We start from the raw sequence: 25,574 nt of genomic DNA, 5'->3' as shown, positions 1-25,574 counted from the left end.
ATATGAATTCGACATTATTTTGACAAGATTTAAAGAATGCGCTTACAACCTTTTGTTTATCTTAAAATAACATTTTTATATCTCTTCTAAAAATGTACAAAAATACTTCCACCTATTCACATTATTAACAAATTTATAGTACCTTGCAAAGAATAATAGCAAGTGATATATTTGTAAATAATGGAATAACCATTATTTGGAATGTTATTCACGATTAGTATATCTCCTTTCAAAAAGTAGATATAGATTGTGTGTGCTGTTTAGAAAAAAGATAGGATTTTCAGCCATAATTCATCATTTTATAAAGGAAAGTGATTGTTATGAACAAAAGTGAATTTTTAGAGCAACTTAGTTCTTCCCTACGGAATATGCCTAATTTAGAAAAGGAGGATATTATCTCGGAGTACGAAACTCATTTTATTAGTGGTAAACAAGATGGAATATCTGAAGAGGAAATTTCTAAAAAGCTAGGAAACCCTAAAACTATCGCTAAAGAACTTAATATTTCATATGTAATAAGTAACGCTGACAATAGGCGCAGCCTAAAAAATATTATAACAGCACTGTTTTCTGTTATGAGCTTAAGTGTTTTAAACTTTATATGTATCATTATCGCTTTTTTCGTATTACTCTTTCTATTACCACTTCTTCTGGCACTTATAATTGCTACACCATTATTAATTATTTCACCTATCTTATTAATAGGATTAGGATTCTTTAAAGGGTTTCATCAAATCAGTTATTCCGATGTTTATAATGTATTTATAGCTTTTTGCGTCGGTTTACTCATATCCGTCATATCTTATCAAATGGTAAAACATCTATATGCACTTTTAGTAAAGTATTTGAAATGGAATATTGCTATTTTACAAAGACACTAATGAATGTAAAAGGAGATTAAAATGAAGAAATATACTTTATATTCACTCATGCTACTTACTCTTTTATTTCTATCAGCTTGTTCAAACAGTGCACAACCTAAGGAAGAAAACGATGTACAATCTATTAAAGATGTTGCTATTAAAGTTCCAGAAAATATATTTAGTTCCTCAAAGAAAAACGAAACTATTAATGAAGACGAAATGAAACAAAATATAAAAAATTATATAGATTATAGTTGGGAGTTATCTGAAAATATTATCCCTCTCGCTTCAACAAATTCTGATAAGAATTTCACGGAATCTGACCGAGAAAAATTACAAAAACTAATTGATTTAGCGAAACAAAACGATATGAATTTCCATGAGTTTATTAGTAATAATAATTTACCTACTGATTATAAAAAACCTTCAAAAGAAATCTATGCATTTATGTCATCATCTACGGATATTTTCGTAGAGCTAGATCAAGAATTAGACAAACTCACCCAAGATAGTAACTTATTCAAAGCCAATTTTTCTTTTACAAAACGCCTTGAGAAAATAAATGGGAGGAAACAAAAAGAGATTGAAACGTTTTTGAACGAAAAAAATATTAAAACTTCAATTAACAGCAATAAAAAAAATTAACAGATGTGTTACATATCCCTTTCAAAATAACCAATAAGAAATGGCTATTTTGAAAGGGAGTTTTTGTGGTATAACTATTAAATTCCCTAAACAAAAAAGACACTCCTAAACTAGGAGCGTCTTTCACTATTACGCTTGTTGTTGCGCGCTATATAATTCTTCAAGTGGCTTCATGATAATTTTGTTAACGTCACCGATTACAACGTTTAGGCGTTGCTCAGTTTCCATTAATTTTGTAATTTTAGCATCTTGTTGAATGCGAGCTACAACTTCTTGTGCTTGTTGGTTGTCTTCTTCAGTGATTTCTTGGCCTTGCATCATTTTCTGTTGTAGGCTAAGTTGCATTGTACGGAACTCATCGAATAAGTTCTTTGAAGCTGTGTCAGCTTGAACTGCTGCGTAGCTCTCTTTTAAAGTTTTGAAGTCTTCGTTTTCAGCGATTGCTTTTTGTAATTCATATGCAACATCATGAATGTTCTTTGTCATTTTATTTTTCCTCCTTTAGAAGGCTAGCGCTTTTCACTCGCACTGCCTTTTACGTGCATTTACATACGCACCTCTTCTTACCATATCAAACTATGCAAGAGATGTGAAGAAATTTCACTTTTATTTCTATGTACTCACCTTATTATCTAAGAAACAATAGTAACAATCCTTGTACGAGCCCGATCATTCCGCCTAATAACGCTCCTAAATACGTAATCATTTTCAATTCGTTTTTCGTAATAGACAGAACTAAGTCTTCTAATCTTTCTGTTGAGAATGTAGACACTTCTTGCTGGACAATTTCCGCAAGGTGTAGATTATTTAGTATACTCTCTACATTTTCTGTTCCCCACTTTAAGCCTTTCGCTACTGCACTTGGAACCACTTTTTCAATAATTGTTTCTCGAACTGGTTCACATACTTGCTGAACAGATTGATTTAAAAACTTACTCACTGTTTCCTCTACTCTAACTGCTGACAGCACGGAGCTTACAATCATTTCTTTCTCTACAAATGCTTCCAATTCTTTTACATCTCTTCCTTTTAACTTTTCCCACTCTTTTTGTAGTACGTCAGTTAAAAGCTGCTTTGTAGCATCTTGCCCTAAAAACTTAATAACTTCTGGCTGCACACGATCCACAACACTTACATTTCCTAAAAACATCCCAACTAAGTTAAGTAGCGTTCCACGAGAAGCAAAGAAATCATCACTCATTTTTGAAAGACGCGCTTTCCCTTCTTCACTTTCAAAAAAGCTAATTCCTCGCTCTAAAATAAACGCCGAGGCATTCGGAATCGCATTCTCTATCTTTTCATGTACAGAATGAGGTAAAGCCTGTTCCCATGTATATGTATAATACTCTGCTAAAAATGCATGAATTTTTTCTGTAATAACATGTTCGATTTTTCGAGTCGCTTCTTCTTCTACATGCGCTACATTCCATTTTTCTAACATATGTCGCAGTGATTGTTCATTCGTAATTACTTTATCCACTTCCACTTGCGCCCAGTGAATTAAACCTTTTTGAAACTCTTCATTTGTTAGCTTTTTTCCAATTCCTTCTGGTGTTAACAAATGTTCTACAACCATTTTTCCTAATTGAACAGCAAGTTCATCACGACGCTTCGGAATTAACCCTGGTGTAAATGGAACTTGAAACTTTCCGATATAAATAGGACGATGAGGACGAAATAACATTTTTATCGCTAAATGATTCGTGTATCCCCCAATAATTGCTCCGAGTCCTGTCGTCGTTAACATATTTAACCATATATTCATTACAATCAACCTTTCACTTCTCCAAAACTATAGCATATCATCATACGGACAAAAGTATAATGGTATAAAAACGTATTTGCAATATATAGCTTCGCCTATTATGCAAATAGTAGTAAAGGAGTGATTTCGTTGGTTCTCGGCCTTTTAACTTCTAAACTTCATTATGAGCAAACGTATTACACCGAAATCGCTAAACGCGCTCGGCTTTATCATAATGTCGTTGCCCAGTTTACGCCATTTTGTATTGATTCTAAAACAGACCTTGTTTCTGGTCTTATTTACGATACAGATACAGGAAAATGGAAAGAGCAAACATTCCCTATTCCTTCTTATATATATGATCGTTATTCTTTTCACGAGGAAACAGACTTTGAAAAAGCAAAATCAATTATTCACTCTTTGCACAACCGTCCTTCCACTACCTTTTTAAATAACACACTTATTAACTTAAGTGAACTACATGATTTATTTCTTACTAATAAAAAACTGTCTCCTTATATACCCAAATTTGAAGTGGCAACGATACAAAACATTTTCAAATTGTTGTTAAAATCTAAAGATATTATTATACGCCCCACTAATATACATTCTAAAGATAACTTATATCGAGTCGCTTACAAAAATAAAACGTTTCATATCGATACAGTAAATGAAAAATACCATACTTCTCTTTCAATCAAGCGGACAGATGAATTTATATCTTGGTGTAAATCTAACATACGTTCATCACGCTACATAGTGCATACCATGCTACAACCACCAAATCAATTAACATACCCACTCCACATTCGAACTATTTTGCAAAAAAACAAAGAACAAACTTGGAATATTATCGGTCAATTTATACAAAAAAGTTCATTTCCTAATCAGCTTTTACCTTCAGCAACAGACGATGATTCATTGCATTCATTTTCAAAAATTAAATACGTACTATCTAGTACAGGTGTGCAACTATTGCAAGACGCTTTACACGACATTATAAATGAAGTATTCCAAACACTAGATCAGTCTTATTCTTCATTATTCGAACTAGAACTTTCCACAATTATGGATCAAAAAGGCGCAATTTGGCTTATGTATGTCAACACGATTCCTCCTTACGAACAATACATTCGTCATAGTGATTCATTAGCCGAAAAGATATTTCACGGACCACTTAAATTCAGTCGCTTTACACCATAATGAAAGGAGATAAACCTATTTTGAAAGAACATATATATACATTAAACATTTCAGATGAACATCCAAATAGCATTACTTTACCTTACGTTTTTTCTATTACACCACCTATTACATCCCTATCCTTCGGTATACGTCACATTGCAAGTGAAGAGGTGAAAATTCATTATTCCTTTACTCGCGAAATTATTATCGGAAAGCATATTGCCGAAAAACTTTTACTGCCTCAATCAACTACTATTCATGCATTCACACAAAACCAAACAATTATTTTCGGACCATTGATTGGCATTTTTACAACTGGCTTTAATGATGATTCTTCTACCCCTTTAGGAAATCGTTCAATTGCTCTGAGTGAGTTATTAACACCACCATTCTCATTACGACCGTTCGTATTCGTCTTTGGGGTTCAACATATACACTGGGAAGAAGAAACGATTGAAGGATATTTCTTTCAAGAGAAACAATGGATAAAGAAAAAAGTCCCTTTACCAAATGTCATTTACGATCGCTTACCGAATCGGCAAGCGGAAAATTATAAACCAATTGTCAGGGCAAAAAGAAAATTAGAACAAGACTACTGCATTCCATGGTTTAACCCAGGTTTTTTCAATAAATGGGAAGTTCATCAACTTCTTACGAAAGACGAATCAATTAAACCCTTATTACCAAATACAGAAGCATTTCAGCATTTTGAACAAGTAGAACGGTTTCTTGGCACGTATAAATCAGTGTACATGAAACCAATACACGGGAGCTTTGGTAGAAATATTCATCAAATATTTTATTCTCAAACAGAGAATTGCTACTACTGTCGTTATCGCGAAAATGAAGAAAATAAACTGAGAAAGTATCAATCATTAGAAACGCTTCTAAACCACGTATTAAAAGGACATGATTTAAAAAAGTTTATCGTACAGCAAGGTATTTCGTTACTTCGCTTCGATGGGCAACCTGTTGATTTCCGCATTCATACAAATAAAAACCATTTCGGTAATTGGATAGTTAGTGCAATCGTCGCCAAAATCGCCGGCAAAGGCAGTTTAACAACGCACGTAAATAGTGGCGGTGATACAAAATTATTACAAGAGCTTTTTCCAGATTCAACGAAACAAGTTCAAATTGAAAATAAATTAAAACATACTGCCTTACAAATAAGTTACGCTCTCGATGAACAAGTAACTGGAAATATTGGAGAAATCGGTTTTGATATCGGTTTAGACACAAAGGAAAATCCGTGGCTCTTTGAAGCCAACTCTAAACCTGGGCGAACTGTATTCCAAGATAAAAAATTAAAAGAGCAAAGTGAACTGACGCGCCAGTTATTTTACGAATATGCCGTCTACTTAACTGAACATTCTTTACGTGATACAAAAGAAAAAATGTCTCAAATAAAATCAGGGGCTTCATCAAACACCGAACATATCCCTTCTCCTATGATTCACTCACAAATACAAAAACAAAAACTTCCACCTAGATAATAAGGTGGAAGTTTTCTATTTACACAAGTTTTACTACAACCTCAGTTTCCACGTTACATACTCTGCAATAAAAAATATGATTGCAATATTCATTTGAATTATTATGCGTTAAACCATCTACTGCACTTAATAATTCTTGATCCATATAGGCACTATAATCGTCTATGTAATCTACAGACTTCCCATAATCTTGGAGTATACTTTGGCAATTTTGACAAGAATATGTTTGTGATTCTAATGCGTTGCAAAGCGGGCAAATCCCCATCATGATTCCTCCATACGTTATCGTTTATAAGCCTCTCTTTTTTAGAGTGAAGAGAGCAACCTATCCAGACATAGGAGCGCCCACTCCATCCCTACTTAAAAATAGAACTATGAAGTTGCTACCGATTTCATTTTTATTTCAATAAATCATAAATAAGAAGCTAATAATTAGCCTACAAGTAGCAGGCTACAATGAAAAAATTATATTTAATATCACCCTTAGTTTGGCCTGTTTTCTTAAAAATACAACGATTACTCTTATTTCATAATTTACGAAATCAATACGTTTTTTTTGACAAAATTTACAAATTATTATTTTGTATATCTTTCTAGGTAACATCCATACTATGAGTACAAACTTAATTACCGATGGATTAGCGCCAACCGGGGCGATAATCTGGTTCAACTCCAGCTAGTCCAACCAAAAAAACTTTTATAACTCTAAGGAGGATATATTCCTATGGCAAACCAAAATTCTTCAAATCAATTAGTAGTACCAGGTGCAACAGCTGCAATCGATCAAATGAAGTACGAAATCGCTCAAGAATTTGGTGTACAATTAGGAGCAGATTCTACGGCTCGCGCTAACGGTTCAGTTGGTGGAGAAATCACAAAACGTCTAGTTGCAATGGCTGAGCAAAGCCTTGGCGGATTCCACAAATAAATATATATGGCAAAAAGGTCTCAAGGCATATGCCTTGAGACCTTCCTTAATTTATTGCAACATTTGTAAAAACTTCTTCGTGCGTTCTTCTTTTGGATTTGTAAATACTTCTTCTGGTGTACCTTGTTCGACAACGACACCACCATCCATGAAAATAACACGGTTCGCAATTTGATGTGCAAAACGCATTTCGTGCGTTACAATAACCATCGTCATGCCCTCTTTAGCAAGTTCTTTCATTACTTTCAGAACTTCTTGAACGAGTTCAGGATCAAGCGCTGACGTCGGCTCATCAAATAGTAACACTTCCGGCTCCATCGCAAGTGCGCGCGCAATTCCAACGCGCTGTTGTTGTCCGCCTGATAATTGGAACGGATATAAATCCACTTTATCTGCTAAACCAACTTTTTCAAGGAAATAGTTTGCTTTTTTCTTCGCTTCTTCTTTCCCCATCTTTTTCACTGTAACGAGCCCTTCCATTACATTTTGAAGTGCTGTTAAATGCGGGAATAAATTATGGTGCTGGAATACCATACCTGTTTGCGTACGAAGATTAACAATATCTTTCTTCGTTACTTTTTGAGAGAAGTTAAGCTCTTTATTACCGATACGAATATTACCAGCGTTTGGCGTTTCTAATACATTGAGACAACGTAAGAATGTCGTTTTACCAGATCCAGACGGCCCAATAATAACAACAACCTCGCCCTTCTCAACTGTTAAATCTATATGCTTTAGTACGGTATTATCTCCGAAACTTTTTTGTAAGTGCTGAATTGAAATCATAAAAACAAAAACTCCTTTTGTAAAAGGATTATTTTAATGTATAGCGTTCTGAACGCTTTTCTAACATCTGTTGTACGATTGATAATAAGAAACAAATAACCCAGTAAATAAGACCTGCTTCAAAATAAACAATTAAAAACTCGTAGTTCATCGCCGCAATTTCCTGCGCTTTTCGGAACATTTCTGTTACTAAAATTAACGATGCTAATGAAGTATCCTTCACTAAGCTAATAAATGTATTTGAAAGCGGCGGGATTGATACGCGCGTTGCTTGTGGTAAAATAACACGTTTTAATGCTTGTGGATATGTCATCCCAATTGTATAAGCTGCTTCCCACTGCCCTTTCGGAATGGAAAGGATAGAAGCACGAATAATTTCAGATGCATATGCACCGACATTTAATGAAAATCCAACAACTGCTGCTGTATATGGCTCAACTTCAATATTAAGAGTTGGAAGACCATAGAAAATAATAAATAACTGTACAAGAAGTGGCGTTCCGCGAATGATAGATACATAGATACGAGCAATCCATTGTAAAATACGACTACCTGAAATACGTGCGAGCGCTGTTAACGTCGCAAGTATAAGACCGATAATAAATGTAATAAGCGTTAATGGAATTGTTGTAAAAACAGCTTCCTTCAGCATAGGCATGAAGGAAGTCTGCATAATATCTATCCAAGTAGACAATCGATCTGAAACTAATGCACTACTTAGATACATTTTCACCGAACCATTTTTTCGTTATTTTGTCATACGTACCGTCTTTTTTCATATCTTCTAACGCTTTATCTACTTCTTGTACAAGCTTATCGCTACCTTTACGGAATAAGAATCCACTTTGTGAAGCTTCTTTTTCTGTATCTACAATTTTAATTTTTGCATCTTTTTTCGTTTCTAAATAATTTAATACTGATAACTTATCATTAATTGTAAAATCAACGCGTCCTGAAGCTAATAATTCTGCCGCTTGGCTAAATCCTTCTACACCTTCGATTTCTGCACCGTTTTTCTTAGCAATATCTGCATAGTTACTCGTTAAAGATTGTGCTCCTTTTAACCCTTTTACATCAGCAAATGTAGCAGGCTTATCTTTATCTTTTGCGATAACTAATGCCGCTGAAGATGAAATGTATGGTTTAGAGAAATCGTATTTCTTTTGACGATCTTCACGAATACCAACTTCGTTTGCAACCATATCGAAACGTTTTGCATCTAGGCCAGCAAGTAAGCTATCCCATTGTGTTTCTTTAAATACAGGTTTTACACCTAAACGTTTTGCAACTTCTTCTGCTAATTCAACATCGAATCCAGTTAATTTATTGCTTGAATCGTGGAACGTAAATGGTGGATATGTACCTTCTGTACCAATTACAAGTTCACCGCTTTGTTTAATCTTTTGTAACGCGTCTTGACTAGCTGTATCTTTTTTCTCTTCTTTACCGCAGCCGGCTACAATCCCGATCGCTAATGTAGTTACTGCAAGCACTGAAAATAATTTCTTCATGATAGTAATCCTCCAAGTATTCTGATAGGAATTTAAAAACTATATTGATTGTATGCAATCTTGAACAATTTTTCAATGAAAATGTTCTTATTTAGTTTATCCTTTTTCTTCATAATCAAACAAAAGGGAAAAATAACGCTACATACAAAAAATAAGTAACATTTTTTAATATAGCATTTATGGAGAAAAAGGTAAAACAATACTTCTTATTTAACTGTCGTAATTCGCTAAAGAGTCGACATGTTCATCAATAAAAAAGAACTTGTGAAAATCACAAGTTCTCCTCCATGCATATTAAGCACTCTGATTGCCTTCCATTTGCGTTTTATACATATCGTAATAACGCCCGCGCTTTTTCATGAGTTCATCATGAGAGCCTTTTTCTAAAATGGTTCCTCTATCGAGCACAATAATTTGATCTGCGCTTTTAATCGTTGAAAGGCGGTGAGCGATAATAAATGTCGTTCTTCCTTTTTTTACAACTTCTAGTGCTTGTTGAATCATCGCCTCTGTTTCTGTATCAATACTAGACGTTGCTTCATCTAAAATTAAAATAGCCGGATCAAAAGCGAGCGCCCTAGCAAACGAAATAAGCTGACGTTCTCCAGTGGAAAGCGTACTTCCCTTTTCTGTAATTTCTTCATTTATATTGTTCGCAAATCTTTCAGCACCAACATCACGTAACGCCTTTACAATGCGCTCTTTTGAAATTTTTTCATTTTCTAAGCTTACATTGGAAGCGACCGTCCCGCTAAAAAGAAACGGGTCTTGCAGTACGATTCCCATATGTTCACGGGTTGCTTGTTTCGGCATCTCTTTTACATCGTGACCATCAATCGTAAGCTTTCCTTTTTCAAACTCATAAAATTGAAAGAGTACATTCATGATAGAACTTTTTCCTGATCCAGTATGACCGACAAGTGCCACTGTCTCGCCTTGTTTCGCTTCAAAAGAAATATTTTTTAACACTTCATCTTTTCCATTATAAGAAAATGATACATTTTCAAATTTTACATTTCCTTTTAAACGAGGCATACGTTCTTCTTCTACCGGTTCCCCTTTTTCCTCTAACAATTCAAAGACACGTTCTGATGCAACGCGCGCTTGCTCTAAGTTTGCAAGCTGGTTCACCATATTCGTAATTGGCGAGAATAATCGTGTTAAATAATCAACGAACGCATACAGTACCCCAAGTGAAATAATACCTGTAGCACTTAATGACGCACCGCCGAAATACCAAATTACTCCTGTGAAAGCGATATTTCTTAATACGGCTACTAAGTTATGCGAAGTTGCTGCATTTAAATTTAAAATTTTATTTTGATACTTAAAATAATCGCCATTTAATTCTTCAAATTCTTTTTTCGTTTCACGCTCTTGACGGAACGCTTGAATAATTGGCATCCCTTGAATGGATTCATTCACTGTTCCGTTAATATCAGATAAGCGAGAGCGCATTTTATGATTGTATACAGACGCGTATTTTCTATAAAGAATCGCCCAAACAATTAAAATTGGGATAATTAATAAACATAATGAAGCGAGCTTCACATCTAATAAAAATAACGCAGCGAATATCCCAATAATATAGATGATACTAGAAACGAATGTTGCCAGCACCGTTACATATAAATCACGAATGGCCTCTGTATCATTCGTCACACGCGAAACAATTTTCCCTGCCGGTAAATGATCAAAGTACCGAATTGGCAACGTTTGAATATGAGAAAAAACATCTTCCCTCATAATTTGAATAATTTTGTTCGCTGCCTTCTGCAAGAAGAACTGCTTTCCGTATGCAAATAATGACACGACTACTAATAAAGCGAAATAGCCACCACCAAGTAATAATAGACGGTTTATTTCTGGTTTATAAAATGCAAACACTTCTTCTTTCGTTAATGCTTTCGCTTTATACACTTGCACCGCCTTACCATTTTGAACGGTAATCATATCCCCTTTTACAGTCCGTGACCCTTCCGCATTTACTTTATTCGGTACAAAATAATATTGAAAACCGACTTGCATTACGCGTACTTCTTTTCCTTTTTTCTCGCCTTGTTCAAAGCGATCACTTCGCTTATAAAAAGCCCCATTATACGAAACAGCATCTTCACTCTGTTCTGTTTCATACCAAGGTTTCTCTATCCCGACGATATGATCGTCAATCATCGTTTTAGCGACGAAAGGACCAGCAAGCTCTGCGATGACGAAAATAAATAACATTAACATCGCAGCAAAAATCGTCCCCTTCACTTTCATCGCGTATTGAAACAACCGTTTTGAAACGCTCATATTTTCACCCCACTATCCGCACTTTCACTTTCACCTTGTTGTCTTTCAAACTGCTCAGCATACCAGCCTCCCTTTTGGATAAGCTGATCATGCGTACCTTCTTCTATAACTGCGCCTTCATCCATAACGAGAATCCAATCCGCATGTTGCACTGCAGATAAACGATGCGTCGTAATAATCGTCGTCTTTCCGCTTCTTTCCGTTCTTATATTTTCAATGATCGCTGCTTCCGTACGAGCATCTACAGCTGATAAAGAATCATCCAAAATTAAAATTTCTGGATTTTGAATAACAGCTCGTGCAATCGAGATCCTTTGTTTTTGCCCTCCTGATAAAGAAACACCTTTCTCTCCAACGAGCGTTTCTAACCCTTCTGGTAAAAACTCTAAATCCTTTTTAAACGCAGCAATTTCAATTGCTTTCTCTAGTTCTTCTTCAGTCGCTTCCCTATTTCCGAATAAAATATTTTCTCGCGCTGTTTTTGAGAACAAAATATGCTCCTGCGGTACATAACCAATCCAGCCGAGTACATTTTCATTCGTCATTTTATCTAAAGTCACATCAGAAACTGCAATATCTCCATCTCCAAGCGGATATTGGCGAAGAAGCTGACGTACAAGCGTCGTTTTCCCGCTTCCTGTTTTTCCGACAACCCCTAGCGTTTCTCCTTGCTTTAATGTGAAAGAAACCTTTTTTAAATTTTCTTCAGTTGATGAAGGATATGAGAAAGACACATCATCAAACTGAATATAATCCGGCTCTTGCACAAGCTTTGGATGTTTCGGATTCTTTACATCTGGCTCATACGCTAACGTTTCATTCACACGGTCAAGCGAAGCATTTCCTCTTTGCATAACATTAATTAATTCCCCAATTGCAAACATCGGCCAAATCATCATCCCTAAATACACGTTAAAAGAAACGAGTTCACCAAGGGTCACCTTTGACTGGAACACAAGGTATGCACCGTACACTAAGCCGATTAAATAACTAAGACCGACAAGCATTTTCACAGTTGGTTGGAATAATGCATCAATCTTTGCTACCTTCATATTTTTTTCGTAGACGTCATCTCCTAGATGATGAAATCTTTCCTCGTCTGCATTCTCTTGTACGTATGCACGAATAACGCGAACACCAGCGATTGATTCAAGCACTTTATCGTTCATATCACCAAACGCATCTTGCGCAACTGTAAATCTTTCATGCAATTTCTTTCCATATATATTCATCGCATACGCCATAATTGGAAGCGGAATAAGCGCTGCAAATGTAAGCTCCCAACTAATTGTAAACCCCATCATAAAGACAATCGTAAGCATATATAAACTAGAATCCACAAGCGTTAATATACCAAAACCAGCTGTCATAGCGATTGCTTTCAAATCATTTGTCGCTCTCGCCATTAAATCACCAGTACGATTTTTTTGATAAAAAGTCGGCGTCATCTTAAGTAAATGCCCCATAAATTTAGAGCGCATGGTTTTCTCAAGTACGAATGCACCGCCAAACAATTGATGTTGCCATACGAAAGTGAGGCCATATCCAACGATCGTAACCCCTATTAAAATAAGAATAGACTGTATAATAGCTTCGTTCGATAACGTTCCTGTTTTTATGTTATCTATCGTAACCCCTAACACTTTCGGGGGAATCACTTCAACTATATTCACAATTAAAAGAGCTCCAATGGCAATACTATATCTCTTCCAGTGCTCCCTAAAAAACCATTTTAGCTTTAGTAATACTGATAACAATGTAACCTCTCCCTTCTCGTTCTCGTTTACCTCTCATTTCTTTATCCACTATCCAGACCTATCACATTTACATTTCGTAACCCATACAATCTCATCACATTTTTCCACCTTCCAAAGCTTTTTATCGGAACTAAACAAGGGAAAATAAACAAAAAAAAGCATACCGCCGCTTGACGATATGCACAGGAATGCATAAAAAGCGTACGTTACGATATACGCAACGTACGCTTTTTATAAGACAAAGATGCCCTATATATCCGTACGGGTTGCGTAATGATATGAATGTTTTCTGCCATTTAACAGAGCTAAGCCCATTACATTTACGATTACAATCATTACGCACACCCCTTTCATTTATTTTCCATTTATAATCTTACAACTTTATTGAGTATTCTGTCAATTATTTTTTTACAAATAATATAAAATACACGACGATCATAAAAAATGATACGGATGCATGATACGATAAATTAATTTGAAATAAGGGAATATTCCATAAGAAAGGGCATACAAAATAAAAAAAGAATAAGAAATCGTTTTCACAAACATTTCATTTGAAAAATGTTATCAAACCCCCTACAATCACCTTATACTCACTCTTACAAGTTGCTATTTTAGGAGGACTAATCATGACAACTAGCAATACGTACAAATTTTATTTAAACGGAGAATGGAGAGAAAGCTCTTCAGGAGAAACAATCGAAATTCCATCTCCATACTTACACGAAGTAATTGGACAAGTACAAGCAATTACTCGCGGAGAAGTAGATGAAGCAATTGCATCTGCAAAAGAAGCTCAAAAATCATGGGCTGAAGCTTCCCTACAAGATCGCGCAAAATACTTATATAAATGGGCTGATGAGCTCGTAAATATGCAGGATGAAATTGCCGATATCATTATGAAAGAAGTCGGTAAAGGATATAAAGATGCGAAGAAAGAAGTTGTTCGTACAGCTGACTTCATTCGTTACACGATCGAAGAAGCTTTACATATGCACGGAGAAAGCATGATGGGCGATAGCTTCCCGGGCGGTACAAAATCTAAGCTTGCGATTATCCAACGCGCACCACTTGGTGTTGTATTAGCAATCGCACCATTTAACTACCCAGTAAACTTATCTGCTGCAAAACTTGCACCAGCATTAATTATGGGTAACGCTGTTATTTTCAAACCAGCAACTCAAGGTGCAATTAGTGGTATTAAAATGGTTGAAGCACTTCATAAAGCTGGCCTTCCAAAAGGTCTTGTAAACGTAGCTACAGGACGCGGTTCTGTAATTGGTGACTACTTAGTAGAACACGAAGGCATCAATATGGTATCGTTCACAGGTGGTACAAACACAGGTAAACATTTAGCGAAAAAAGCTTCAATGATTCCACTTGTATTAGAACTTGGTGGTAAAGATCCTGGTATCGTTCGTGAAGATGCTGACTTACAAGATGCTGCAAACCATATTGTAAGCGGTGCATTCTCTTACTCTGGTCAACGTTGTACAGCTATTAAACGTGTACTTGTACACGAAAACGTAGCGGACGAGCTTGTTAGCTTATTAAAAGCGCAAGTAGCTGAACTATCAGTTGGATCTCCAGAACAAGATAGCACAATCGTTCCATTAATCGACGACAAGTCTGCTGACTTCGTTCAAAGTTTAGTTGACGACGCTGTAGAAAAAGGTGCTACAATCGTTATCGGTAACAAACGTGAGCGTAACTTAATTTACCCAACATTAATCGATCACGTAACAGAAGAGATGAAAGTTGCTTGGGAAGAGCCATTCGGCCCAATCCTTCCAATCATCCGTGTTTCTTCAGATGAACAAGCAATTGAAATTGCTAACAAATCAGAGTTCGGTCTGCAAGCAAGTGTCTTCACTAAAGACATTAACAAAGCATTTGCAATTGCTAACAAAATCGAAACTGGTTCTGTTCAAATTAACGGACGCACAGAGCGCGGCCCTGACCACTTCCCATTCATCGGTGTAAAAGGTTCAGGTATGGGCGCACAAGGTATTCGTAAGAGCCTTGAGTCTATGACACGTGAAAAAGTAACTGTATTAAACTTAGTTTAATCTTATAAAAAGAAGCTGATCTATAAATAGATCAGCTTCTTTTCTATATAAATACTTCCAAAAACGAAGTATTTCATTCTACTTCCGATTTGGTTTTCCAAATCGAACTAAAACATGCCATAATAATTTTAATTCCTGAAGCACTTCTTCATAAGTTCCACGATCACTCCAAGATAATGGATTGCACTTCAAATCCACTACAGCAGAGCCAATTATATTTGCATCGATACAATGATTCCGTGCAATGCGTCTTGCTAAAGATGGCATTTTTGAACCTCTAAAATCCATCGGAACTTCGTCTACCGCAAGTACAAAACCGATGTGCCAATACAAATCAATAGCATACTTCAGGCAAATTTCTTCTAAAACTCTTCCTACATCCGTACCCTTAAATGAAGGATCTGCAACAAGCGCTTCCACGTCTTCTTTTAGAGAAATCTCTCCATGAATCTGCGCTTCAATATAATGATTAAGATTACGGGCTGGCTCTTTGCTTACTACATCTATAAACGGCCCTTTCAGATTAGCCAGTAAATGATTAATTAATATTGTTGGAGTCAAATTTCCTTCACCAATTGCAAAATCTCTTACGAATGTCTCTTCCAAAAGAGCAGCTAAAATCATATCAAACTCCTCATAAGTCCCCTTTTCTTTCGGATCTTGATGCGAATCTAAATATGTATATGTAGAACGCGAAGAAACTTTTGGAGATAAGAGAAAATAACAGGAACCAAAACGCGGAGCTGGCCCATCTGGATGTAACATTAAATTTAGCGCTCCGTATTTTGGACGTTGATCATTCGTTACGCCTTCTAATTGATATGCCCCTCCAAATATTCTCTTTTCCCAAAGGTCACGTTCACCACCAGGATAAGCAGATACGCTTCCATTAGATAGCAATGTTTCAAACTGACTTTTATATACTCCTTGCTCAAATAGTGCTTCAGCAACACTTTTCTTACTCGAATCTAGTCTGTCTGGATGAAAGTGTAAAGCAATCCTTGCGTGAGATTTTAAATTAGCGACAGCCTCTTCAAATATTTCATCTGTAATATTTGACATTTTAAGTATATGATTAATCGTTGCTTTAGCCTCACGTTTTTCGTTCTCTGCATATTTTGAAATATACTCTAAAGCAAATAATTGAGATCTTGATAATTCCATAATCAAACCTCTCCTTTAATTAAAATGACCTTAATCATTTCAATTAAAAGCTTATTCTTTCCTTCTTATGAAACGAACCTCATTTATTTAGAAACGTAATTTACTAAATCTTAATTATGCATACACGCATTTTTCATAGGCAAATGTACACATTCTACAGAAATTTGATACCCTAGCCATCGCTCAGCAATATGTTCAAATGATAAAACAGATCCCGTTGTAAAAAAACGATGTTTCGGATTCAGATTGTCAGACAAAATTCCTTTGTGCTGTAAAATGGTGCTTAACTCTATCGCCGTTTCTTCTGCAGAACTAATAATCGTTATATCTTCTCCTAGTTCCTTTTTTATATAGGACTCTAAAAGTGGATAATGCGTACATCCAAGAATTAACGTATCTATATCTTCTTTCGTTAATGGAAGTAAAGCTTGTTTCACTTGCTGCGTGACATATGCTGTATCTTCTAATTGATTTTCTACAACTGTGGCTAAAGTCGGGCAAGCATAGCTATGCACTTCCAAATATGTATCCAGCTCGTGTAATGCTTTTTCATACATATTAGATTTTATCGTACCTACAGTTCCAATTACCCCGATTTCCCCTTTCTTTGTTACTTTAATTGCCGCTCTTGCTCCTGGATGTATAACGCCAATAACTGGAATGGAAAGTGCTTCTTGCAGCTCAGTCAATGCAGCAGCTGCAGCAGTATTACATGCTACGACTAGCGTTTTTAATGGAAACTGTTTGAGGAACTCAACCATTTCAAATACGAAAGATTGCACCTCCTCTACACTTCTTGGTCCATACGGGCAACGCTTATTATCACCAATATAATAAATGCTTTCTTTAGGCAATTGTCTTATAATTTCGCTCGCAACTGTTAATCCCCCAACTCCCGAATCTAGCACACCTATTACTGAATGTTTATGACATACAGACATTTACTTCATCCCCTTTTCAATCATCTAGTGCTAATAATATGTATTATATTACGAAAATTCAAATATCACATAACAACCCCTCTTACTTTTAATCACAAACTCTTCTCTATAATCTGATTATTACTATATCCATTGACGTATAAAAATTCATTTGTTACTCTTAAAGACGTTAATTTAATATTTAAATCCTCATTCGTATCTCGGTGAGGTAGAGGTTGCAATCATTAAGAGTATCATTTCAGGAGATGTAGTGGCATTGATGAAGGAATGAGAAAGGAATGGTTGCCGAAGTAAGTCGTGTCCACCATGCACACTTGCTGGGTCTGCATTTAATAAGTGCAGAACTGTCACAAACGTTTCGTTTGTGGAGAGCTATCGAGAGGTATGTCGTGGGTTTCTTATAAGATAGAAAGCATGTAGCGGCAAATTACGTGCTTTTTTTGTTTTGTTTGGGACTTCTCTTCCTGACTCAGGAAGACATACATATCTCCTCGCTTGACTTGGTTATACTAACTTTGGAGGTATTTTCTATGCAACAAAAAAAATGGGGCTTTTGGGTACTAACAGCTTTCGTTGTCGGTAACATGGTTGGCGCTGGTATTTTCATGGTGCCAAGTACGTTGGCACAAACAGCAAGCCCACTCGGTGTCACTTTAGCTTGGTTAACTACAGGGTTTGGTGTTTTAATGCTAGCTCTTGTTTTCGGTAATTTAGCAATTCGTCGTCCTGATTTAACGACAGGGCCACAAAGTCATGCATATGCTTTATTCTCAACACCAAAAAAGAAAAAAATGGCTGGCTTCAGTATGGTATGGGGATATTGGGTTGCAAACTGGGCAAGTAACGTTGCCATCATTACATCATTTGCGGGATATTTATCACTCTTCTTCCCAATTATGAAAGATACGCGACTACTATTTTCAATCGGCTCGTTTAACGTAGAAGTCGGAAAACTAATTACATTTACGATTTGTTCCATCTTACTTTGGGGAACTCATATTATATTAACAAACGGTGTAAGCGGAGCTGGAAAACTAAACTTCTTAGCAACAACAACGAAAGTAACTGGATTCCTTTTATTCATCGTCGTTACGTTATTTGCATTCGAAGCTTCTAAATTTGGACAATGGTATACACCGATGATTGATAAATCAGGGGCATCACACGGTCTTCTTTCACAAGTGAATTTAGCTGCTCTTACAACACTTTGGGCGTTTATCGGAATTGAATCAGCTGTTCTTTTATCAAACCGTGCTGTTTCTCCAAAAACGGTAAAACGCGCAACAGTTGCGGGATTACTTATTACAGTTGCCATCTACTTAGGAATCACAATTTTAACAATGGGTGTACTTCACGTTGATAAATTACAAGCTTCTGAACGTCCATTAGCAGATGCACTAAACGCTGCAATGGGTCACGGCGGCGGGAAACTGATGGCATTACTTGCTCTTACTTCCCTGTTCGGTTCTATCTTAGGCTGGATTTTATTAAGCTCAGAAGTACCTTATCAAGCAGCAAAAGAAGGTTTCTTCCCTTCCTTCTTCACAAAAACAAATAAAAAAGGAAGTCCAATTTACTCATTACGATTAACAAACATTATGTCGCAAGTATTCCTATTCTCAACATTATCAGGAACCATTGCGGAAGCTTATACATTCGTTATTACCGTATCGACACTGGCCTACCTCATTCCATATCTCGTTTCACCAATCTTCCAGTTAAAACTAGTCGCAACTGGTGAAACATATAAAAATGAAATGCGGGCAAGAATTACAGATGGCATAGTCGCAGTTATCGCACTTTGCTACGCACTATGGGTTATTAAAACGGGCGCATCCGATATAAAAACGTTCCTTCTCGGAATTGGTTTATTCGTAATCGGATTTGCTTTCTATCCATTAATGAATCGTGATCAGAAAAAAAATAACGAAAAGAAAAACGGGCAAGTTGCATAACGCAATTTGCTCGTTTTTTCTTTTGTAAAACATATATAATAGAACAAAGAGGTGAAAAACATGTCAATCGAATCGCTATGGAGCAGTCGCTTCCAACAACATATTCAAAATATCATTACATACTTTGCACGTATGATTAACGGTTTACTATATAGCTTTATCTTTATTTCATGCGTTGGTGCATATTATTATGCTCAGTTTCTAAAAGCATCTCCTTCTAAAGGAATATCTTTAATAATTATAACGATTGTACTTACATTCATTATAACGAGATGCCCTATCCGTACATTTATTCAAAAACCTGATGCTGTCTATTTACTAGCACTAGAAGAGAAATTAACATCTTATTTTAAAAAATCTCTTCTATACAATTACATCATGCAGCTTTTCCCATTATTATTTACGTTCCTTATTCTCGTTCCACTTGCTATGCAATCATTGCAATTAACTGTACCTTTTTTATGTACAATCTTTATCGTGTTAATGATTACGAAAGCCTGGAACATGTACATACATTGGATGTGGCGTGATAGTCACGAAAAAAATATATGGCTAATCATTCGTATTACTTGTAACGCCCTAATCATTTACATGCTGTTTTATTCCGCAAATGTTCTCATATTGGGCGGACTACTCTTACTACTTGCTTTCCTACTTCTATATACGAAAAAACAGCCTACAAAACGAATACCGTGGGATTACATAATCGAGCAAGAAGAAAAAATGAACGTTCGTTTTTATCAATTTGCTAGCATTTTCACAGATGTTCCGCAACTGAATAAACAAGTAAATAAAAGAAAATGGCTTACAAATTGGATTGAACCTTTATTACATAAAAAACGAGCAACTTTCTTCTATTTACATACATTAGCATTTTTACGTGGAAATGATTATTTCGGTATATATATTCGCTTAGGATTGATCGGTGCTTTCGCCTTATATTTCATACCAAATATATACGTAAAAGGCTCTATCACTTACATCGTTCTATATATGATCTCTATGCAGCTCCGTTCACTATGGAAATATTTTTCGGGAAATATTATTGTAGCATTATATCCAATCCATACTGAAGAAAGGATGAAGCAATTTCTTCACTTAATCTTTATATTGCTAAGTATTCAACTCATTGTATTTTCGAGTGTTATACTCATTGCTACAGGTCAATTTTTACATATCCTTATCATTATGATTGTCGGGTTACTCTGGATCAAATTTATTATTGTACCAAAAACGAAGCAAAGAATTTCCGCATTTTAACGAAAAGAATTATCTTAAAAGCCAAGGAGAAAATAAACTTTCTCCTTGGCCTTTTTATTTTTCTTCCTCAAACAAGAATCACCAGCACAACCAATGTATTATGATTTTTACATACAAAAATCATAATACATGTTTACGTCCTAATAAAAAGGGTATCTATTAAATTAACAAAGTAAAGGAGGGGCCTATATTGTGAATAAAAAAATGGAGCAATTGAAGCACCATGTTACGGATAATCAACGCAAACATGCTTTAACAACAAACCAAGGAGTAAAAATAGCCGAGGATGAATTTTCTTTAAAGATGGGCTTAAGAGGCCCAACCTTAATGGAGGATTTCCACTTTCGCGAGAAAATGACCCACTTTGATCATGAACGAATTCCTGAAAGGATTGTTCATGCACGCGGAGTTGGCGCTCATGGTTATTTTCAGCTTTATGAATCGTTAGAAGCATATACGAAAGCAGATTTTCTTACTAATCCTTCAAAGAAAACACCTGTATTTGTACGGTTCTCAACCGTTCAAGGTTCTAAAGGATCCAACGACACAGTAAGAGATGTACGCGGATTCGCCACAAAATTTTATACAGATGAAGGAAACTATGATTTAGTGGGTAATAATATGCCCGTATTCTTTATCCAAGATGCTATTAAATTTCCTGATTTTGTCCATGCAGTTAAACCAGAACCACATAATGATATTCCTCAAGGAGCTAGCGCTCATGATACCTTTTGGGACTTTGTTGCGCATAATCCTGAGTCCACTCATATGGTCATGTGGCAAATGAGCGACCGAGCTATTCCGCGTAGTTTACGAATGATGGAAGGTTTTGGAGTTCACACATTTCGACTCATTAACACAGCAGGAAAAGCCCATTTCGTAAAGTTTCACTGGAAACCTACCCTTGGGGTTCATTCATTAGTATGGGATGAAGCTCAAAGGATTGCTGGGAAAAATCCTGATTTTCATCGTCAAGATTTATACGAAGCAATTGAAAAAGGGGATTATCCTGAATGGGAGCTTGGATTACAGTTAATTCCAGAAGAAGATGAACATAAATTTGATTTTGATATTTTAGATCCAACGAAATTATGGCCAGAAGAAGAAGTTCCCGTAAAATTAGTTGGTAAAATGACATTGAACAAAAATGTTGATAACTTCTTTGCTGAAACAGAGCAGGTAGCTTTTCACCCTGGTCATGTCGTACCAGGTATTGATTTTTCAAATGACCCTCTTCTGCAAGGAAGATTATTCTCCTATACAGATACACAATTATCTCGTTTAGGGGGCCCTAATTTCCATCAAATCCCTATCAATCAACCCGTATGTCCTTTTCATAATAATCAACGTGATGGTATGCATCAAATGCAGATTCATCGCGGTCAAACAAGCTATCATCCTAACGGATTAAATAACAATCAACCTGCAACCGTCCAAGCCGAACAAGGAGGATATGAACATTATCAAGAAAAGATTGATGGGCATAAAATTAGAGGTCGTAGTAAAAGCTTTCTTAACTTTTATTCTCAGGCTAAACTTTTCTACAATAGTATGAGCCCTATTGAAAAGCAGCACATAAAAGAAGCTTTTTGCTTTGAAGTTGGGAAGTGTAAATCAGACATGGTGAAGGCAAATGTAATTGCTCTCCTAAACCACGTCGATCGTCAATTAGCACAAGAAGTCGCTAACATTGTTGGAGCTCCTTTACCTAAAGAAAATCACGAAGTAAATTCAGATGCAAAATCACCTGCACTAAGTATGTCCAATACTATTTTTAAATCTGATTCTAAAAATGTCGCAATTCTATTAAATGGTGACCCAAGCGTCTCCCTTCTGTCCGAATGGATTCAAGCTTTTGCACAGCACCGAATGAACTATAGCATCATAGATAATAAAATTTATCATTTCAATGATTCCATTAAAGTAACTGATACTTATACAACAACAGACTCTTCGCTTTTTGATGCAGTATTAGTGTTTAGTAGTGAGTCTGTCATTCACCCCCCTGTTTTAGAATTTACAGAAACTACTTTTAAACATTTTAAACCGATAGCTCATGTCCTTAGTAATCCTCATGCTTTGGACAATAGTAAAATTAAATTAGATGGAGCAGGAGTTTATAACTTAACAAACACTTCAATTGAATCATTTATAGAAGGTATTGCCCAAGGAAGATTCTGGAACCGATAATATAATATAAGGAGCGGATTAGAATGAGTAAAAAAATTGCTATTTTAATAACGGATTATTTCGAGGACACAGAATACACAGAGCCAGTAGGAGCTTTTAAACAAAAGGGATATGAATTAACAACTATTGAAATGGAAAAAGGGAAAACGGTACACGGTAAACAAGGAAAAAGTGAAGTCGTAATTGATAAAAGTATTGACGATGTTTCTCCAGAAAACTTTGATGCCCTCTTCATACCAGGCGGGTTCTCCCCAGATATACTTCGTGCAGATGAACGTTTTGTTCGCTTTAGTAAAGCATTTATGGATGCGGACAAACCCGTTTTCGCTATTTGTCACGGACCTCAGCTACTCATCACTGCACAAACACTTGAAGGACGTGATGTAACTGGATATAAATCTATTGAAGTCGATTTGAAAAATGCCGGCGGGAACTTTCATGACAAAGAGGTTGTCGTATGTCAAAATCAGCTAGTAACAAGTAGACAGCCAGAGGACATCCCAGCGTTTATTGAAGAATCGTTGCGTATATTAGGATAACTAACCTCCTTTTATTTACATGAAAATAGTTAATCAGTGAGGTTTTATTCATCCCCCACTGATTAATTAGCCCCCACCAACTGGTCGTTTACAGGCAATCCGACCACCACAAATAGCAAGATAAATAAAAAGAGGGGAATCCAAAAGTTCAGTTTTAATAATCTTTTGGATTCCCCCTTTTTCTCGCCCAAAAATTCCTTATCACTTTTCATAGGCAGTTCTCATATAGTGAAAATGACTATATAATTCCTATCCATAAGTTAAATAATGATTTCGCACATATATAAATACAAAAGATGGGAGCCTAACTATGAACAATAATCCACCTTCTCCGCCCCAAGACAACTCCGAAAATAATAGCCGTGATATTACACTGCAAACATTACGGGTCATTGGACTCATCGTTCTTATTAGTGGTTATATCCTCGTTGCTCTCTCAGAAGTAGGTGAGCTGAAAACCTTATTAACAAATCCGAATGCTAATCCTGATTTAGCTGAAGTTGATCCGTTCTAAAAATTATATAAAAAGCGAGTCCCAGTATAACTGGTTCGCTTTTATATAGTTTCATCCAATTTGAGAAACATTTCTCTCATCCTCCTCATACTTCTCTTTCCCTATCGCCTTCATAAATAATAAAATACTGCTCATACCAACGATAAAGTACAGAGCACTCATGCCCCAAGATGCAATAAATGAACCTAGCATAACATCTAATGCCCCGTTCATTTTTGCAACTTGAAAGACCATCCCGTTAATCGCCATATAAGAACCCCTTGCCTCATTGTAAATTTAATTCCATCTCATTGTTTTTTTATTATAGAAAGTTGACAACATAAATATGCAAATCATTAATGATAATAAATATACAACTAGAACAATAGACAATTGTTTTATTTCAATGCTTTCAAAATAAAGACTCATAATTGGATATGACCAAGGGAATAGTATCCAATAGTTTGTATGAGAGATAAAAAAGCTACCCAATCCGCCTATAACCCCTACTAATAATGAAAGTAACGGGATTTTATAAAATATTATATTTATTAAAAAATGTAGATTCACAATAGTTAAAGAACTAATCACCATAAAAAGTATAGAAAAAATTAATCTTTGATAAACAGTCCCAAGATTATCAACCGTTAATACTATAGGTATACTAGTTATGACTAAAGCACATATTAAATAACTAAAAGTAATTATTAAGCAAAACAAAAACTTATTACTTAATATAGTTTTTAAAGTGATTCCATGATAAATAGCAGACATATATCCTTTTCTTCTAAATTCGTTTACAAAAGAAAACGACACTAATAGACCTATCGCAATAGGTAAAAACAACCTACAAAAAAGGCTCAGAATCGCTATATGCATGACAACGCCATCTTTTAATTGAGACGCTACAGTTAGAAAAACTTGAAAACTTATTGGTATCAACAAAAATACTAGTAACAGGATATACAATCCATTATGAAGACTTTTTTTATACTCACCTAATATACCCACTTATTTCACCCTTTATTATTCATATGTATAATATTTAAAATTCACAGTTAATAACATAATTCCTAAAATATATATTAAAGAACTTGCAAGATATATTAAAATAGTTGTTTTTTTAATCATTATGTCACTTACTATATTCAATGCATAAAATATTGGAAATGTCTTTGTGAATATTGCAGGGAATAATCCATATGTTACGCTAAAGAAAATCCAAATAACTGACAAGGATGCCGCTAAGACTCCCTTTTTTATTATTAAATGTAAAAGCAATTGAGAATATGGTATTGCTAAAGATAAAACGGTACAAAGTATCAACATTTTTAAAAAATACAGTATGGATATTTCATAACCATTTATAAAAGCATAGATACCTATTACCAAAAAATTTAAAATATCAAAGATCAAATAGAACAGTATAAACAATATATTTTTAGCTATCAATAACTTAAATTTTGAAATGGGTTTTGTATAAATAATAGCCCAAGTACCATATTTATTTTCAGAAGAAATGATAAAATACCACATACAAGCAGAAAAAATGCTTAATGTTAGTGTATTAAAGTTTACTGTAATTGCTATAAGATTTGTAGATTGAAACATGTCAGGATTATTCTTGTTAAAAATAAAATAACTTATACACAAAAAGCTTGATAATAATGAAAAAAACAAAGAAAATAATAATAATTTTCTCCCACCAATTTTCCTCATCTCACTATTTACACTTTTAAAGATAAATTGCATT

The 25,574-nt window shown here is 35.4% G+C and carries 24 protein-coding genes, 1 pseudogene and 1 riboswitch; of the genes and pseudogenes, 11 read left to right on the top strand and 14 right to left on the bottom strand.

The features are described from left to right. Window positions 1-320: 320 nt before the first annotated feature. Window positions 321-881, top strand: a complete 561-nt coding sequence (locus GD442_RS04470) for an HAAS signaling domain-containing protein (protein ID WP_001042966.1) — start codon at window positions 321-323, stop codon at window positions 879-881. Between the two features lie 21 nt (window positions 882-902). Further along, window positions 903-1,508 (top strand): NDxxF motif lipoprotein, encoded by a 606-nt coding sequence (locus GD442_RS04465; RefSeq protein ID WP_000760964.1) that lies wholly within the window; start codon window positions 903-905, stop codon window positions 1,506-1,508. Between the two features lie 129 nt (window positions 1,509-1,637). Here the strand turns inward: GD442_RS04465 and GD442_RS04460 are convergent, their stop codons facing one another. Further along, window positions 1,638-1,994 (bottom strand): YlbF/YmcA family competence regulator, encoded by a 357-nt coding sequence (locus GD442_RS04460; RefSeq protein ID WP_000164614.1) that lies wholly within the window; start codon window positions 1,992-1,994, stop codon window positions 1,638-1,640. A 142-nt stretch (window positions 1,995-2,136) separates the two neighbouring features. Then, window positions 2,137-3,273 carry a DUF445 domain-containing protein gene (locus GD442_RS04455; RefSeq protein WP_002040700.1) on the bottom strand — a complete coding sequence of 379 codons (1,137 nt, stop codon included), beginning with the start codon at window positions 3,271-3,273 and terminating at the stop codon, window positions 2,137-2,139. Window positions 3,274-3,402: 129 nt separating this feature from the next. Between GD442_RS04455 and GD442_RS04450 the strand changes: the two genes are divergently transcribed. Together GD442_RS04450 and GD442_RS04445 are read left to right on the top strand one after the other, a co-directional pair. After that, the gene (locus GD442_RS04450) at window positions 3,403-4,455 is read left to right on the top strand and encodes a YheC/YheD family endospore coat-associated protein (RefSeq protein WP_000242824.1); all 1,053 of its coding nucleotides are present in this window, start codon (window positions 3,403-3,405) and stop codon (window positions 4,453-4,455) included. A gap of 20 nt (window positions 4,456-4,475) precedes the next feature. Beyond that, window positions 4,476-5,933, top strand: a complete 1,458-nt coding sequence (locus tag GD442_RS04445; RefSeq protein WP_000658103.1) for a YheC/YheD family endospore coat-associated protein — start codon at window positions 4,476-4,478, stop codon at window positions 5,931-5,933. 19 nt (window positions 5,934-5,952) lie between these two features. Here GD442_RS04445 and GD442_RS04440 read toward each other — a convergent pair whose 3' ends face one another. Further along, the gene (locus GD442_RS04440; RefSeq protein WP_000510476.1) at window positions 5,953-6,198 is read right to left on the bottom strand and encodes a hypothetical protein; all 246 of its coding nucleotides are present in this window, start codon (window positions 6,196-6,198) and stop codon (window positions 5,953-5,955) included. 459 nt (window positions 6,199-6,657) lie between these two features. On the opposite strand from GD442_RS04440, the gene sasP reads away from it, so the two are divergent. After that, window positions 6,658-6,861, top strand: a complete 204-nt coding sequence (sasP, locus tag GD442_RS04435; protein WP_000013338.1) for a small acid-soluble spore protein, SasP family — start codon at window positions 6,658-6,660, stop codon at window positions 6,859-6,861. 51 nt (window positions 6,862-6,912) lie between these two features. Here sasP and GD442_RS04430 read toward each other — a convergent pair whose 3' ends face one another. From GD442_RS04430 to GD442_RS04410, 5 genes are all read right to left on the bottom strand, one after another. Further along, window positions 6,913-7,647 (bottom strand): amino acid ABC transporter ATP-binding protein, encoded by a 735-nt coding sequence (locus GD442_RS04430; RefSeq protein WP_000623610.1) that lies wholly within the window; start codon window positions 7,645-7,647, stop codon window positions 6,913-6,915. Window positions 7,648-7,675: 28 nt separating this feature from the next. Continuing rightward, a complete protein-coding gene (locus GD442_RS04425; RefSeq protein WP_000281501.1) occupies window positions 7,676-8,374 on the bottom strand; it encodes an amino acid ABC transporter permease in 699 nt (232 codons plus the stop codon). Further along, window positions 8,361-9,158 carry an amino acid ABC transporter substrate-binding protein gene (locus GD442_RS04420; RefSeq protein WP_000732840.1) on the bottom strand — a complete coding sequence of 266 codons (798 nt, stop codon included), beginning with the start codon at window positions 9,156-9,158 and terminating at the stop codon, window positions 8,361-8,363. Before GD442_RS04420 ends, GD442_RS04425 begins: the two co-directional genes overlap by 14 nt. Before the next feature lie 294 nt (window positions 9,159-9,452). Next, on the bottom strand, window positions 9,453-11,453 hold the full coding sequence (locus GD442_RS04415; protein ID WP_000116642.1) for an ABC transporter ATP-binding protein: 2,001 nt from the start codon (window positions 11,451-11,453) through the stop codon (window positions 9,453-9,455). Continuing rightward, window positions 11,450-13,210, bottom strand: coding sequence for an ABC transporter ATP-binding protein (locus tag GD442_RS04410; RefSeq protein ID WP_000953783.1), 1,761 nt, complete (start codon window positions 13,208-13,210; stop codon window positions 11,450-11,452). The genes GD442_RS04415 and GD442_RS04410 overlap by 4 nt, the downstream gene beginning before the upstream one ends. A gap of 629 nt (window positions 13,211-13,839) precedes the next feature. On the opposite strand from GD442_RS04410, the gene gapN reads away from it, so the two are divergent. Next, a complete protein-coding gene (gene gapN / locus GD442_RS04405) occupies window positions 13,840-15,279 on the top strand; it encodes an NADP-dependent glyceraldehyde-3-phosphate dehydrogenase (RefSeq protein ID WP_000213636.1) in 1,440 nt (479 codons plus the stop codon). A gap of 78 nt (window positions 15,280-15,357) precedes the next feature. Here gapN and GD442_RS04400 read toward each other — a convergent pair whose 3' ends face one another. Together GD442_RS04400 and racE are read right to left on the bottom strand one after the other, a co-directional pair. Next, window positions 15,358-16,443 carry a DUF3626 domain-containing protein gene (locus GD442_RS04400; RefSeq protein WP_000423678.1) on the bottom strand — a complete coding sequence of 362 codons (1,086 nt, stop codon included), beginning with the start codon at window positions 16,441-16,443 and terminating at the stop codon, window positions 15,358-15,360. Window positions 16,444-16,553: 110 nt separating this feature from the next. Further along, window positions 16,554-17,384 carry a glutamate racemase gene (gene racE, locus GD442_RS04395; RefSeq protein WP_000109676.1) on the bottom strand — a complete coding sequence of 277 codons (831 nt, stop codon included), beginning with the start codon at window positions 17,382-17,384 and terminating at the stop codon, window positions 16,554-16,556. A 201-nt stretch (window positions 17,385-17,585) separates the two neighbouring features. Beyond that, window positions 17,586-17,767: riboswitch (Lysine riboswitch) on the top strand. 147 nt (window positions 17,768-17,914) lie between these two features. On the opposite strand from racE, the gene GD442_RS04390 reads away from it, so the two are divergent. The 4 genes from GD442_RS04390 (at window position 17,915) to GD442_RS04375 (ending at window position 23,328) form a co-directional block, all read left to right on the top strand. Then, window positions 17,915-19,339 (top strand): amino acid permease, encoded by a 1,425-nt coding sequence (locus tag GD442_RS04390; protein WP_001186301.1) that lies wholly within the window; start codon window positions 17,915-17,917, stop codon window positions 19,337-19,339. A gap of 60 nt (window positions 19,340-19,399) precedes the next feature. Beyond that, entirely contained in the window at window positions 19,400-20,599 is a 1,200-nt protein-coding gene (locus GD442_RS04385; RefSeq protein ID WP_000021371.1) for an ABC transporter permease, read from the top strand. A 192-nt stretch (window positions 20,600-20,791) separates the two neighbouring features. Next, window positions 20,792-22,789: a catalase gene (locus GD442_RS04380; RefSeq protein ID WP_001035774.1), complete on the top strand. Its 1,998-nt coding sequence runs from the start codon at window positions 20,792-20,794 to the stop codon at window positions 22,787-22,789. A 23-nt stretch (window positions 22,790-22,812) separates the two neighbouring features. Beyond that, complete coding sequence (locus tag GD442_RS04375) at window positions 22,813-23,328, top strand: type 1 glutamine amidotransferase domain-containing protein (RefSeq protein ID WP_000037548.1); 516 nt, start codon at window positions 22,813-22,815, stop codon at window positions 23,326-23,328. A 62-nt stretch (window positions 23,329-23,390) separates the two neighbouring features. Here the strand turns inward: GD442_RS04375 and GD442_RS27595 are convergent, their stop codons facing one another. Continuing rightward, window positions 23,391-23,540, bottom strand: a complete 150-nt coding sequence (locus GD442_RS27595; protein WP_162900581.1) for a hypothetical protein — start codon at window positions 23,538-23,540, stop codon at window positions 23,391-23,393. Window positions 23,541-23,638: 98 nt separating this feature from the next. On the opposite strand from GD442_RS27595, the gene GD442_RS04370 reads away from it, so the two are divergent. Then, window positions 23,639-23,842 carry a hypothetical protein gene (locus tag GD442_RS04370; protein ID WP_001063856.1) on the top strand — a complete coding sequence of 68 codons (204 nt, stop codon included), beginning with the start codon at window positions 23,639-23,641 and terminating at the stop codon, window positions 23,840-23,842. A 51-nt stretch (window positions 23,843-23,893) separates the two neighbouring features. Here the strand turns inward: GD442_RS04370 and GD442_RS04365 are convergent. The 3 genes and pseudogenes from GD442_RS04365 to GD442_RS04355 form a co-directional block, all read right to left on the bottom strand. Beyond that, a pseudogene (locus GD442_RS04365) lies at window positions 23,894-24,112 on the bottom strand (MDR family MFS transporter); the annotation flags it as partial. 6 nt (window positions 24,113-24,118) lie between these two features. After that, on the bottom strand, window positions 24,119-24,832 hold the full coding sequence (locus tag GD442_RS04360; RefSeq protein ID WP_000511803.1) for an ABC-2 family transporter permease: 714 nt from the start codon (window positions 24,830-24,832) through the stop codon (window positions 24,119-24,121). 15 nt (window positions 24,833-24,847) lie between these two features. Further along, window positions 24,848-25,573: an ABC transporter permease gene (locus tag GD442_RS04355; RefSeq protein ID WP_001159640.1), complete on the bottom strand. Its 726-nt coding sequence runs from the start codon at window positions 25,571-25,573 to the stop codon at window positions 24,848-24,850. Window position 25,574: the final 1 nt, after the last annotated feature.

The organism is Bacillus sp. A260 (assembly GCF_009861435.1).
In the GTDB taxonomy this organism is placed as follows: Bacteria; Bacillota; Bacilli; order Bacillales; family Bacillaceae_G; genus Bacillus_A; species Bacillus_A cereus.
The sequence above is the reverse complement of the archived record's forward strand: the minus strand, read 5'-3'. Positions and strand labels throughout refer to the sequence as shown.